Source organism: Steroidobacter gossypii (assembly GCF_016801985.1).
In the GTDB taxonomy this organism is placed as follows: Bacteria; Pseudomonadota; Gammaproteobacteria; order Steroidobacterales; family Steroidobacteraceae; genus Steroidobacter; species Steroidobacter gossypii.
Genome location: NZ_JAEVLS010000002.1, coordinates 812403 through 825210, shown reverse-complemented (window position 1 = coordinate 825210; position 12808 = coordinate 812403). Strand labels below are relative to the sequence as shown.

The 12808-nt window shown below is 61.7% G+C and carries 10 protein-coding genes and 1 tRNA gene; 3 read left to right on the top strand and 8 right to left on the bottom strand.

Translation table 11 applies throughout. The features are described from left to right. Positions 1 to 28: 28 nt before the first annotated feature. Positions 29 to 1030, bottom strand: a complete 1002-nt coding sequence (locus JM946_RS10825) for a GlxA family transcriptional regulator (protein WP_203167298.1) — start codon at positions 1028 to 1030, stop codon at positions 29 to 31. Positions 1031 to 1145: 115 nt separating this feature from the next. Between JM946_RS10825 and JM946_RS10820 the strand changes: the two genes are divergently transcribed. Continuing rightward, a complete protein-coding gene (locus tag JM946_RS10820; RefSeq protein ID WP_203167297.1) occupies positions 1146 to 1859 on the top strand; it encodes a DJ-1/PfpI family protein in 714 nt (237 codons plus the stop codon). A gap of 5 nt (positions 1860 to 1864) precedes the next feature. On the opposite strand, the gene JM946_RS10815 is transcribed toward JM946_RS10820, so the two are convergent. Together JM946_RS10815 and JM946_RS10810 are read right to left on the bottom strand one after the other, a co-directional pair. Next, positions 1865 to 3544: a dipeptidyl-peptidase 3 family protein gene (locus JM946_RS10815; RefSeq protein ID WP_407700515.1), complete on the bottom strand. Its 1680-nt coding sequence runs from the start codon at positions 3542 to 3544 to the stop codon at positions 1865 to 1867. A gap of 52 nt (positions 3545 to 3596) precedes the next feature. Continuing rightward, entirely contained in the window at positions 3597 to 4364 is a 768-nt protein-coding gene (locus JM946_RS10810) for an SDR family NAD(P)-dependent oxidoreductase (RefSeq protein ID WP_203167295.1), read from the bottom strand. 758 nt (positions 4365 to 5122) lie between these two features. On the opposite strand from JM946_RS10810, the gene JM946_RS10805 reads away from it, so the two are divergent. Next, entirely contained in the window at positions 5123 to 5596 is a 474-nt protein-coding gene (locus JM946_RS10805; protein ID WP_203167294.1) for a hypothetical protein, read from the top strand. A 796-nt stretch (positions 5597 to 6392) separates the two neighbouring features. Beyond that, positions 6393 to 6469, top strand: a tRNA-Met gene (locus tag JM946_RS10800). Positions 6470 to 6695: 226 nt separating this feature from the next. Here JM946_RS10800 and nuoN read toward each other — a convergent pair. The 5 genes from nuoN to JM946_RS10775 are packed head-to-tail and all read right to left on the bottom strand — an operon-like array spanning position 6696 to position 12807. Then, positions 6696 to 8138 (bottom strand): NADH-quinone oxidoreductase subunit NuoN, encoded by a 1443-nt coding sequence (nuoN, locus tag JM946_RS10795; RefSeq protein WP_203167293.1) that lies wholly within the window; start codon positions 8136 to 8138, stop codon positions 6696 to 6698. Between the two features lie 18 nt (positions 8139 to 8156). Continuing rightward, positions 8157 to 9692 (bottom strand): NADH-quinone oxidoreductase subunit M, encoded by a 1536-nt coding sequence (locus JM946_RS10790; protein WP_203167292.1) that lies wholly within the window; start codon positions 9690 to 9692, stop codon positions 8157 to 8159. A gap of 18 nt (positions 9693 to 9710) precedes the next feature. Next, positions 9711 to 11831 (bottom strand): NADH-quinone oxidoreductase subunit L, encoded by a 2121-nt coding sequence (nuoL, locus tag JM946_RS10785; RefSeq protein WP_203167291.1) that lies wholly within the window; start codon positions 11829 to 11831, stop codon positions 9711 to 9713. 32 nt (positions 11832 to 11863) lie between these two features. Continuing rightward, entirely contained in the window at positions 11864 to 12169 is a 306-nt protein-coding gene (gene nuoK / locus JM946_RS10780) for an NADH-quinone oxidoreductase subunit NuoK (RefSeq protein ID WP_203167290.1), read from the bottom strand. Next, positions 12166 to 12807 carry an NADH-quinone oxidoreductase subunit J gene (locus JM946_RS10775; protein ID WP_203167289.1) on the bottom strand — a complete coding sequence of 214 codons (642 nt, stop codon included), beginning with the start codon at positions 12805 to 12807 and terminating at the stop codon, positions 12166 to 12168. Before JM946_RS10775 ends, nuoK begins: the two co-directional genes overlap by 4 nt. Position 12808: the final 1 nt, after the last annotated feature.

Below are 12808 nucleotides of genomic sequence, written 5' to 3'. Positions count from 1 at the left end.
AGCGACGGAACGTCCGACAGCTTCGCTGCTATGCATCGCCAGCGAAACGCGCCCGATACTCTGTCGGCGTCACACCGAGCAAGAGGCGGAAGGCGCGCCGCATGCTTTGCTCGTCGGCGAAACCGCATTCACGGGCGACCCGTTTGGCGCGCGCCGCGCCACTTTCGATCCGGCTTCGGGCCTGTTCGACGCGCAGCCTGCGGACGTACGCCGCGGGCGGCATGCCCATGCGCCGAGCAAACAATCTTGCGAAGTGTCGCGGGCTCATGCCGGCGCGCCGTGCGAGATTTTCGACGGTCAGCTCGGCATCGAGATGATCGAGCATCCAGAGCTCGAGGTTTCCGAATACGTCGTCGCGGCGTTGCGCGGTCAGATGGCGACTGAACTGCGATTGGCCGCCGGGCCGCTTGAGATACATCACCAGCTCTTGAGCCACCGCGAGCGCAACCGCCTTTCCCCTATCCGCCTCGACCATGGCCAACGCCATATCCATGCCGGCTGTGACGCCGGCCGAAGTATAGAGATTGTCGCTTTGAACGTAGATCGCGTCGCGCTCCACTCGGGTGCCGGTCGCGATTTGCGCCAACCGATCGCAATAATCCCAATGGGTCGTCGCGGATTTCCCATCGAGCAGCCCGGCGGCCGCCAGCAACAGCGCGCCCGTGCAAATGGAGCCGATGCGCTCCACCTTGCTTGCCTGATTCCTGATCCACTGCAAGAGCTTGCGATCCTGCATCAGCGCTGCGTACCCGATCCCTCCAGCGATGAGTAGCGTGTCCGCCCGGCGCGTCTCGGTATAACGGCGCGCGGCGAACAGCGCCAGGCCTCCCGATGTTTCGAGCAAGCCTGGCGACGGTGCAATCAACTCGATCTCATAGGCGTTTCGCTGTAGATGATGATGATCGCGTAGCCAACGCGCGGTGCGGGCGAACACTTCGAGTGGGCCGACGATGTCGAGGATCTGCGCCTGTGGGTACCCCAGCATCACGACCCGATGCAGGCGCCTTTGTTTGCGAGTGCCACGATGCATGAATCGCTCCTTTGATCGCTGCTCGTAGGGAATGGCAGAAATTGACGCCTCGTCGTCCGATCGGCCACGCCCGGGACGAACCACAATGCGCCCATTCCGCACGGAGAGTCCAGTCATGCAACGTCGAACTTTCCTGTCACGATCCGCTGGTGCAGCTTCCCTGGCCATCTTTGCCGGTTCCGCGCAGGCCGCTCAAAAGGGTGCTTCCAACGCAACCGCCCTGCCCCGTCGCGAACGCGTTCGCGTGGCTTTCATGCTCGGCGAGGGCTCGAATGTCATCGATACCGCTGGACCTTGGGAAGTGTTTCAGGACGTGATGCTCGGCGGGTCCGAAGGGCACCACCACATCCAGCCGTTCGAGCTGTTCACGGTCGGCCCGGCAGACAAGACGATTCTGACGATGACCGGTGGTCTGCGTGTTCAACCTCAGTACAACATCGAGAACGCGCCCCAACCGAATGTCATCGTCGTGCCCGCCCAGAGTGCCACCGATGAGGCACGCGGCTGGCTGCGCAAGGCTTCGGCCGGCACCGATGTCACAATGTCGGTTTGCACCGGCTCCTTCCAGCTGGCCCGCGCCGGCTTGCTCGAGGGACTGACCGCAACCACCCACCACGAGTATTGGGATGCATTCGCGAAGGAATTCCCCAACATCGAACTGCGCCGGGGGTTGCGTTTCGTCGACAACGGCCGCATCGCCACCGCCGGCGGACTGACCTCGGGCATCGACATGGCTCTGCACATTGTTGCGCGCTACTTCGGCGTCGAAGTCGCGGCCGCCACCGCCAAGTACATGGAATATTCCAGTGAGGCTTGGCGGACCGACTGAGCGGCTCAGGGTGGCGACGACAGCGTGTTCGCCGTGACGAACTGCGGAGCGATGTCGACGGGGACTTTGTCGAGCTGATCCAGCACGCGCTGCACTTCAGGCCGGATCACCGACATGCGATCGAGGAGAGTCTTGACGCCGGCGTAATCTCCATGCGCCTGCAGGGTCATGATCTGGCGCGTGAGTGCTGTGACGGCGCGTTTTGCCTTGGCCACATCCAGCGAGAAGCGGCCGTCGGAATCGATGCGGACGGCGCCCGCATCCAGCAGATGATTCATCTGCAACGCCATACCCTTGGCGTGCGCGGCGTTCAAGCCGAAGCGCAGCGTGCGGAACGTCGAAGCAAGGAACGTGACATACATGTTGCGTTCCTGTTTCTTATCGAGGAAGCCCTTGTCCATCAGGTACTGAAGCGCCCAGAGCCCGGAGACATCGGCCTTCGCCTCCTCCAGCGGTCCGTTCAATTCCTTCAGCTCCTGCCGCACCGTGGTCTGGCGACCGTCGACCTGGATGGTTTGCGGTCCGAGACCGTGCATCAACTCGTGCATCAGGATGTGAGTGAAGAACGCGTCGAACGAGACCAGCGCACGGTCCTTTGGCGCCAGGGCGACTTCGGAGATCGGCGTAAGCACCTTGTCGAACTTCGCCTGCTGGAAGTTCTTCAGCAGCACGCGCTTCGAACCTTTCTCGGCCACCACGCGCTCATCGTTGGGCAGATTGAACGCCGCCGTCTGCACGCCGTGATTAGCGTCACCTGCTGCGAACACGACGTTGACGACGCGGATTGGCGAGTAGCCGCCGATCTTTGGCTTGCGGAACTTGGGATCGATGGGCAAGTGATCCTCGATGTCCTGCAGCTGCGAGCTGAATCGCTTCAGCTTGTCGGTTTCGTCGGCATCGGTCACTGCGATGAACGATTCGAACGCGGCCTTGAAGTTGAACCACTCGTCCTCGTACACCTCGTAAGGCCCGATCGTCGGCTCGATCGAAGCGTCGAGCTCCATCCACGCCACATCGCTGGCGTAGTAGTCGTTGGAAACGAAGGCGTCGGCGCGCTTCTGCAGAAACGCTTGCAATGTCGGCTGCTGCGTGAGCGCCGCGGCCTCGCGTAACAGACGCGACATTTCCATCAGCTCGCCCTGATATTCGAGGGAATACGGCACGGCCGCGAAGTTTCCATCCGCGTCACGTCGAATCGTCGTGAAGAATCCCGTGGCTTCGGATTTCTGCGCCTGTGGCAGCCCTTGCATCCAGGCGTCGATCTGCTCGCGCGTCGCATCCGCCGGATAGTAATTCGCGCCCTTCGGCTTGGTAGCGACGCCGGGCAGGAACGGTCGATCCTCATCCAGCTCGGACCACGGACCCTTGTTGAGCAGGAAGTAGTCGAGCCTCGCCTTGCCAAGCGCACTTTCGTCGGAAAGCAGTTGGAACAGCAACGCATTGTTGCCCGCAAAACGCTGTCGCATGAACAACGCATCGACATACCGCGACGCCTCGACCAACTTCGCCAGCGCGGCCCTCTCCTGCGCCGGCAGGTTCGACAAATCGACCTTCACCTCGACCGGCGCGAAGCGCCCGGCCATCACGGTCAGCTGTTCCGGGTTGGGCAGATCTTCAGCCATGGATGCTCCGGGCGTCAGACTGTACACAATCGCGGCGAGAACGGCGGGAATCGAACAGCGCATTGGCCATGGCCTCCACGGCGTGAACAAGGCCGCTATCTTAGCCTTAGTGGCGCTATGGAAGAGCAACGCCGGTCGACTCGAGGAGCTTGTCCATCAGGCGGTCTTGGAAATCGCGGTCCAGCGCATCGGGGGCGGGTTGCCCTTGTTGCCGGTGATGCCAGTAGCCACCGCTGACTTTTGCAGCTGGATCGTCGCTGACCGCGAGCCACGTTTGTGTGAGGTGCCCCTGCTCCAGATCGTCCGGCGCGCCGGGCCCGCCCATCTTGGTCGGCACCCAACCCGGATCGACGGCGTTGCTCAACACCTTCGGCCATCGCCGCGCGAGCGCCATCGTGAGGGCGGTTACATACAACTTGCTTTCGGAGTAAGCGAGACTCGGCTCCCACCGACGCTCGATCCAATCCATATCTCGCAGCGAACCGTCACCTCCGCGATGCATGCCGCTGCTGAGATAGATCAAACGATCCGGCCGCTCGATGAGCGCCGTTAGGATGTATGGAGCCAATGTATTGACTGCCAATGTTCTCGCGTGCCCTTCCGGCGTCGTTCCACGGCTGCGCTCGAGGTAGATGCCCGCGTTGTGAATCACCGCATCCATCCGCCCGATCTTATTCACCTGCTCCGCAACCGCCTTCGTCGCATCCGCGCTGCTGAGATCCCCAATCACCACCCCCGCCGCCTGCGACTCCAGTTCCGCAAGCACTGCAGCTCGCTTCATGGAACGTGCGTGAAGAACGACCTCATGACCTTCGGCCATGAGCGTACGTGCAGCTGCGAGCCCAAGACCGTCGGTGGAACCGGTGATGAAGATGCGCTTCATGGGACACCCACTTGGATGATTCTTGCCGATACTCGCGCGTACATCGCCGCTGCAACCAGCAGAAGGTCTATGGGGCTCCGATTCCTTTCATATACGCGCGCTGACACAGCTTAGCACTGCCGGCACGCCTTGCGAGAAGCCGCACCTGCCGCCTATATGGCTCGATATTCACTCTGAAGAGCGTTACAAGTCGGCGAACGCCTCAGTGAAACAGGTGCAGAACGTCATCGCGGTCGGATAGCCGCAGCTAAGGCATCTATATCTCGGTTAGCTAACATCGGGGGGTAGATCATGCCAACAAAAGTCCGGCTGGCAGCGGGCCTGATGTGGCTCATGTGGGCAGTGGGCGCCGTTTACATGCTTGGCGGGTGGCTGGTGGTGGTGCGAGCGGGTCTGCCCAACACAGTGTAGCTGGGAAGCATCCATGTCGCTGTCTTGGTCTATTTGCCGTTCTGATTCGGGCGGTCGCTTGGGTCGGAACTGGGCACGCCTTGCTTACTCCGCAATAGCAGTCGTCGCCGTCGGTTCGATTGTTCTGGAATGGTCTGCCGGCGGCTTGACGATAAGTCGGTTGCTGTTCGGAGCTGGGCTGGTCATCGTGTACTTCACTGTTGTGGGTTGCTTGTTTCATTCCACTTCCCGAGCCTGGTTCGATCAATCAGGCCGGAATGCTACGAACAAGAGAACGGAACCGACGGGTGAAACTCAGGCTCGCGTGGATGTCGGCTCATGGGTGTCGCTCACCAACGGAGGCAAGGATGCGCAGGCTGCTTGCAGGAATCGTTCAGGTGTTTGCAACGCTGCTGGTGTCGGCGTGCAACTGGTCTCCAACACCTCGCACCCCGAACGCTGCCGTAGAAGCCATGCCGGAACTGGGTGGTGATCCGCCCGTTTCCGTTCGGAGTTTCAAGGTGCTTGCGGGCACCCCAAGCCCCATGTCGCGTGCCGATGCTCTTGCCGGGTTGAAAGACGCGCTGCCTTATCTCCAACAGGCGGCCAAGCAAAGCGAGCTCGAGGGGAAGACGCCCACCGGGTCGTTCGTAAACACCTTCGTGGCTCTGCCAGACGGCACGGTCCCGATAATGATGGAGGGACAGAGCCGACTGAACGGCGGCGATCCGAACGGAGTCGTCAAAGGGTTCCTCGAACTAGCGATGAGCAACGAGTGGCGGTTCCCCGCCAGCGGCGGCAAGACACTCATCGAGGTCGAGTTCGTAGTCGGCCGGCCGTAGCGAAACGGCGCACGTGCCGCGGCAACTACCAACCGGGAAGTCATACGTCTTCGCGTAAGCCTTGGTTGCGACGTGATCGCCGCGAGAACTGCCAGCTTCAGTTAGACGGGCGAGTCAACCTCAAGGTGTTCTGGTGCGAGCTAGCATGAAGATCTCCGGTGTATTGCGCATGCCGCGACAGATCTGGCCGCTCTGTTGACGGAGAAAAAATCGCTCGCACTGGATTGCATGAGTCACCGAAGATGGCCAACGTATGGACATTGGGACGGCGATGTTCTCGAACAAACCGCACCGTGGGTCTCACGGAAGGTTCGTTGCAGCACCAGGAACGATCGGGAATCTCTCCGGTGAGATGCAATGCCAGCCACGCATTGATGACTCTGAACTGGCAGCTATGGTGAGCACCATCAGTGCACGGGCAGCTTGGATTTGCTATGCGGACGGGCCTGTCGATCGGCCTTCATACTGTGCGAACACGAGCGAATCACAGCTTCGTTGCGGACTGATCCGGACACGCATCCGGCCGCATATGGAGCTGCGGCCCCTGCGGGCGTGCAGAAGTTCATCCCAGACGATCGAATACGCGGATGGATTATTTGACGCTCTCTACACGCTCGAGGTGCGGCTTCGTGGCGATGAACCTGGAGCCTCCTGAAGCGGGCCTTGAAAGCACCGCTGTCGACTCCATTTACAGCACCTGACGAACACTTCCGATGGCCATTTACGATTTGCTTGGGATGGCTTTTTAATACTTGTAATGTTCGTCCGGGCGCGATTACAATGCGCGCCCTCCTGTTGCGGGGTGGAGCAGTCTGGCAGCTCGTCGGGCTCATAACCCGAAGGTCGCAGGTTCAAATCCTGCCCCCGCTACCAACTTCGCTGGTTCGCTGAACCAACGAAGTGCACGGTCACTGCTTCACCGTGCTGGCACAACGCCTCTGGCTCTCAGCAGCCTCCACACGAATCGAACGAGTCGCCCGCTTCGGGCGCTAGATACTCGGGTTCCGCCTGGGCGTAGCTTCGTCCCGCCCGATTCTTTTTGTCCTACACAGCGCCACGCATCGAACCCGATACGTGGCGCTGTTCCGCTGGCTTGCTGTTACGGCAATACCCGAGCGCAAAGATCCAGCAATACCGACGGGAAAATGCCGAGGGCCAGCACGGCGAGGCCGTTGGCGCTCAGGACGGTCCGGAGGGTGCCGTCGGCCTGGATGGCGTAGGTGTCGGAGGGCTCATCGAAGTACATGAGCTTGATGATGCGCAGGTAGTAGAAGGCGGCCACCACGGACAGCAGCACGGACACGGCGGCGAGCCACACCAGGCCCACATCCACCACGGCGCCAAGCACGGCGATCTTGGCCCAGAAGCCGACGAACGGCGGCACGCCGGCGGTGCTGAACATCAGCATCATCATCATCGCGGCGAACCACGGGCTCTTGCGCTGCAGGCCCTTGAAGTCTTCCAGCTGATCGCCTTCAAAGCCTTCGCGGGATAGCAGCAGGATCATGCCGAACGAGCCGACCGCCATGATCACGTAGGTCAACGTATAGAACATCGCGGCGCGGTAGCCGTCATTCGTGCCGGCGAGAATGCCGAGCAGGATGAAGCCGACGTGCGAGATGGTCGAGTACGCGAGCATGCGCTTGAGATTGGTCTGCGCAATGGCGACCACGTTGCCGACGATCATCGACGCGACGGAGATCGCGATCAGCATGTTCTGCCAGCTCGCCACCATCGCATCGAGGCCTTCGGCGAGCACGCGGATGGCGAGCACGAACGAGGCGATCTTCGGAGCGGAGCCGATGAACAAAGTCACCGGCGTCGGCGCGCCGTGATAAACGTCCGGCACCCACATGTGGAACGGCACGGCGCCGAACTTGAACGCGATGCCGACGATCACGAACGCCAGGCCGAAGACCAGGCCGAGATTGCCCGCCCCCACTTCGCGCACGCCCACCGCCAGCTCATCGAGCTGCAGCGTGCCGGTGACGCCGTAGAGGATCGAGAAGCCATACAGCAGCGCGCCCGAAGAGATGGCGCCCAGCACGAAATACTTCATCGCCGATTCGGCCGCGACACCCGAGTCGCGATCGAACGCCACCATGGCATACAGCGACAGGGACAGCAGTTCGACGCCCAGGTACACGGTCAGCAAGCTGCCGGCGGACACCATCACCATCACGCCCAGCAGCGCGACCAGGGCGAGGATGAAGAACTCGCCACGGAACAGACCGTTGCGCTTCAGATAGTCGTGCGAATAGAGCAGCGAGACCGCCACCGTTCCATAAGAGAACAGCTTGAGCACATCGCCCATGGGATCGGCGACAAACATGCCGTCGAACGCCGTGACCCGGCCATCCACCGCATACTTCACCGTGACGAACGCCGAGCCCGCCAGGGTGAGCAGGGTCAGGCCGTAAGTGATCCAGCGCTTGCTGTCGCTCAGGAACACATCGACCAGCAGGATCACGCAGATCGCCGTCAGCAGAAAGATTTCCGCCGCCGCAGCCTGCATACCAAAACTTGTGACTACTTCTTGCATCGTACAGGCTCAATAAAGTCAGAGCTTGGACACGGTGATCTGCTGCACCAGGTTCTCGACCGTCGGGCGCATCACGTCCAGCAGCGGCGCCGGCCACAGGCCCAGCCCCAACACGGCGATCGCGAGCACGCCGAGCACCAGCAGCTCTCGCCCATTCACATCCTTCAGCTCGGCCACGTGATGATTGGCCACCGGGCCGAACACGACGCGCTTGACCAGCCAGAGGGTATAGGCGGCGCCAAGGATCAACGTCAGGCCGGCGAGGAACGCGTACCAGAAGTCGGCACGGAAGCTCGCGAGGATAACCAGGAACTCGCCGACAAAGCCGGAGGTCGCGGGCAAGCCGGAGTTGGCCATTGCGAACAACACCATGAAGGCTGCGAACACCGGCATGGTGTTCACCACGCCGCCGTAGGAGCTGATCTCGCGACTATGCACGCGGTCGTACAACACGCCGACGCAGAAGAACATCGCGCCGGAAATCAGGCCGTGCGAAATCATCTGCACCATCGCGCCGTCGATGCCCATCGCCGCGCCCGTCATGTCACCCGAATTCACGCGCATCAGCTCGAACGTCAGGAACGAGCCGAGCGTGACGAAGCCCATGTGCGCGATCGACGAATACGCGATCAGCTTCTTCATGTCCTGCTGCACGAGGGCGACGAAACCGATGTACACCACCGCGATCAGCGACAGCGAAATCACCAGCCAGTCGAGCGTGTCGCTCGCATCGGGCGTGATGGGCAGCGAGAAACGCAGGAAGCCGTAGCCGCCCATCTTCAGCATGATGGCCGCCAGGATCACCGAGCCGCCGGTGGGCGCTTCCACGTGCGCGTCCGGCAACCAGGTGTGCACCGGCCACATCGGCACCTTCACCGCGAACGCGGCGAGGAACGCGACGAAGATGAACAGCTGCTCGTTCAGGCCGAGCGGCAGGCGCTGGAAGTCGGCGATCATGTAGCTGCACTGCCCCGCGTCGCAGGTCTGCAGATACATGTAGATCAGCGACACCAGCATGAGCACCGAACCGAGGAACGTGTACAGGAAGAACTTGATCGTGGCGTACACGCGGCGCGGTCCGCCCCAGATGCCGATGATGATGAACATCGGGATCAGCATCGCTTCCCACAGCACGTAGAACAGCATCGCATCGAGTGCGGCGAACACGCCGATCATCAAGCCTTCGAGGATCAGAAACGCGGCGTAGTACTGCGCCGGCTTCTTCTCGATCACGGTCCAGCCGGCGATCACCACCAGCGGCGTGATGAACGCCGTCAGCACGATCAGCGGCATCGCGAACCCGTCCACGCCGAGCGCGTACAACGAGTTGAACAACGGGATCCAGGTGCGCTCCTCGACGAACTGCATGGACGCGGTCGTGGTATCGAAGTTCGTCCACAACAACGTCGAAATGCCGAACGTGACGGCGGTGGTGATGAGCGCGATCCAGCGACCGAGCGCGATGCCCCTGTCGCCGAGCGCGAGCATGGCAACGCCGCCGGCGATGGGCAGCCAGATCAGAACGCTGAGAATGGGCCAGGTAATCGTCGACATAGCTTTTCTTACAGTGAATTACCGCAGCACATACCACGCCAGCAGCACCGACAATCCGATGATCATCGCGAACGCATAGTGATACAGATAGCCGGACTGGAGCCGGCGCATCACGCCCGACAGCCAGCCGACGACGCGCGCCGAGCCGTTGACCGCCGCGCCATCGATCAGGGCCACGTCACCGACGCGCCACAGCGCAGAGCCGAGCCCCACGCTGCCCCGCGCGAACACGGCCTGATAGATTTCGTCGAAGAAGTATTTCTTGGCGAACAACTGATACAGCGCCGAGAACTTCGCGGCGATCACGCCCGGCAGGTCCGGACGCTTGATGTACAGGAACCACGCCGCTGCCCAACCGGCGAACGCCAGATAGATGGTCGGAGCCTGGAACGCGTGCACGATGAACTGCAGCGGACCATGCCAGGACTCGCCGACATGACCGAGCGTGTCGTGAGCCTCTTCGACGTACAGCACGCCGTTGAAGTAATCGCCGAACAACATCGGGCCGATGGTGAATGCGCCGATGAACAGCGACGGAATCGCCAGCAGGATCAGCGGCAACGTCACCACCCACGGGCTCTCGTGCGGCTCGACCGGGCCATGATGGCCGTGATCGTCGTGACCGGTCGCATGCGCCGTCGCATGACCATGATCGTCGTGAGCATGATGACCGTGAGCGTCACCGTGCGAAACATCCGGCTCGTGGCCCGCATCCTTGTCGGTCTTCACATGCGTGCTCTCGTGCGCCGAGTGAGCGTCATGAGCAACTTCGCGGAAGCGCTCCGGACCGTGGAAGGTCATGAACACCAGACGGAAGCTGTAAAACGCAGTGATGAACACGCCGAGCGTCACGCACCAGAACGCATAGCTCGCGCCCGGAATGTGCGCAGCGTGCACCGCTTCGATCAGCGCGTCCTTAGAAAAGAAGCCCGAGGTGCCGGGGAAGCCGATCAGAGCGAGCGTGCCGATCGCCGAGGTCCAATACGTGATGGGCATGTACTTCTTCAGGCCGCCCATCTTCCGCATGTCCTGCTCGTGATGCATGCCGATGATGACTGAGCCGGCGGCCAGGAACAGCAGCGCCTTGAAGAACGCGTGCGTCATGAGGTGGAACAGAGCGCCGGCGTAAGCGGACACGCCGAGCGCCACTGTCATGTAGCCGAGCTGCGAAAGCGTCGAGTACGCGACCACTCGCTTGATGTCGTTGTTCACCAGGCCGAGCAGGCCCATGAAGAAGGCCGTGGTCGCACCGATGACCAGCACCGTCGACAGCGCCGCTTCGGACATCTCGAACAGCGGCGACATGCGCGCCACCATGAAGATACCCGCGGTCACCATGGTCGCCGCGTGGATCAGCGCCGAGATGGGGGTCGGGCCTTCCATCGAGTCCGGCAGCCACACGTGCAACGGCACCTGCGCCGACTTGCCCATGGCGCCGATGAACAGGCAGATGCAAACCACCGTGATCGCTTGCCACTCCACGCCCGGGAAGATTTCCATCGTGTTGGCGGCGATGGCGTCGCGCGCCGCGAACACGGTCGCGTAGTCGATGGAGCCGGTGTAGTACGCGATGCCGGCGATGCCCAGCACGAAGCCGAAGTCGCCGACGCGGTTGACCAGGAACGCCTTCAGATTGGCGAAGATCGCCGAGGGGCGCGTGTACCAGAAACCGATCAGCAGGTACGACACCACGCCCACCGCTTCCCAGCCGAAGAACAGCTGCAGGAAGTTGTTCGACATCACCAGCATCAGCATGGAGAACGTGAACAGCGAGATGTACGAGAAGAACCGCTGATAGCCCGGGTCGTCCTTCATGTAACCGATGGTGTAGACGTGCACGCACAGCGACACGAACGTCACCACGGTCATCATCATCGCGCTGAGGTTGTCGATCAGGAAGCCGACTTCCATGCGGATGTTGTCGCTCACCAGCCAGGTGTAGACGGTCTCGTTGACGACCGGCGCGCCATCCAGCAGCAGCTTCAGCACGTAGGCCGACAGGCCGAACGAGATCGCGACGCCCGCGATGGTGACAGTGTGAGCGCCCACGCGGCCGATGACCTTGCCGCCGATGCCGGCGAGCAGGCACGCCACCAGGGGCGCCAGAACGATGGTCAGGAGTACGGATTGAGAGATCATTTCTTGTGAGTCCGGGTCTCGTTAATCCGGGCCTAGCCCTTCATCGTGTCGAGCTGCTCGACGTTGATGCTCTTACGCTCGCGGAACAGCACCACCAGGATGGCCAGGCCGATCGCGGACTCGGCGGCCGCCACCGTGAGGATGAAGAACACGAACACCTGCCCGCCCAGGTCGCCGAGCTGGCGCGCGAACGCGATGAAGTTGAAATTCACCGCGAGCAGCATCAGCTCGATGCACATCAGCAGCAGGATGACGTTCTTCCGGTTGAGGAAGATGCCGGCGACGCTGAGCGCGAACAGGATGCCGCCCAACATCAAAACGAAGTTCAGTGAAATCATGGCTGCTTCTCCCCTTGTTCGCTGCCGGCAGGGGGCTCGATCACAGGGGCCATCTTGACGACCCGGATGCGGTCCTTGGCGCGCACCGACACCTGCGCCGCCACGTCCTGTTGTTTCAGGCCGACGCGTTGGCGCATGGTCAGCACGATGGCGGCCACGATGGCGAGCAGCAGGATCACGGCCGCGAGCTCGAACGGATACAGATATTTGGTGTACAGCAGCTCACCGAGCGCGCCGGTGTTGCTGTAGCCCTCCTCCACCGCCACTTGAGCCACGGGGGTGACTTCAGTGCCGAGGCTCTTCACGTACACCACGCTGCCGATCTCGGCGACCACGATGAGTGCGATCAGGATGCCGAGCGGCGCATAACGGGTGAAGCCTTCACGGACCTGCGCGATGTTGATATCCAGCATCATCACCACGAACAGGAACAACACCATCACCGCACCGACGTACACCAGCACGAGCACGATGGCGAGAAACTCCGCTTCCAACAGCAGCCAGAGCACGGCGCTGTTGATGAACGAGAACACAAGGAACAATGCCGCGTGCACCGGATTGCGCGCGGTGATGACCCCGACGGCCGACACCAGCAGCACACCGGAGAACGCGTAGAACAGGATTTCGGTGATGCTCATG

What these genes read in the sequence shown, in the direction of transcription:
- JM946_RS10805 (WP_203167294.1), top strand. Translation starts at nt 5,123, where the DNA reads ATGCGCAGGCTGCTTGCAGGAATCGTTCAGGTGTTTGCAACGCTGCTG.
- JM946_RS10825 (WP_203167298.1), bottom strand. Translation starts at nt 1,030, where the DNA reads ATGCATCGTGGCACTCGCAAACAAAGGCGCCTGCATCGGGTCGTGATG.
- nuoL (WP_203167291.1), bottom strand. Translation starts at nt 11,831, where the DNA reads ATGATCTCTCAATCCGTACTCCTGACCATCGTTCTGGCGCCCCTGGTG.
- nuoK (WP_203167290.1), bottom strand. Translation starts at nt 12,169, where the DNA reads ATGATTTCACTGAACTTCGTTTTGATGTTGGGCGGCATCCTGTTCGCG.
- JM946_RS10775 (WP_203167289.1), bottom strand. Translation starts at nt 12,807, where the DNA reads ATGAGCATCACCGAAATCCTGTTCTACGCGTTCTCCGGTGTGCTGCTG.
- JM946_RS10820 (WP_203167297.1), top strand. Translation starts at nt 1,146, where the DNA reads ATGCAACGTCGAACTTTCCTGTCACGATCCGCTGGTGCAGCTTCCCTG.
- JM946_RS10790 (WP_203167292.1), bottom strand. Translation starts at nt 9,692, where the DNA reads ATGTCGACGATTACCTGGCCCATTCTCAGCGTTCTGATCTGGCTGCCC.
- JM946_RS10810 (WP_203167295.1), bottom strand. Translation starts at nt 4,364, where the DNA reads ATGAAGCGCATCTTCATCACCGGTTCCACCGACGGTCTTGGGCTCGCA.
- nuoN (WP_203167293.1), bottom strand. Translation starts at nt 8,138, where the DNA reads ATGCAAGAAGTAGTCACAAGTTTTGGTATGCAGGCTGCGGCGGCGGAA.
- JM946_RS10815 (WP_407700515.1), bottom strand. Translation starts at nt 3,544, where the DNA reads ATGCGCTGTTCGATTCCCGCCGTTCTCGCCGCGATTGTGTACAGTCTG.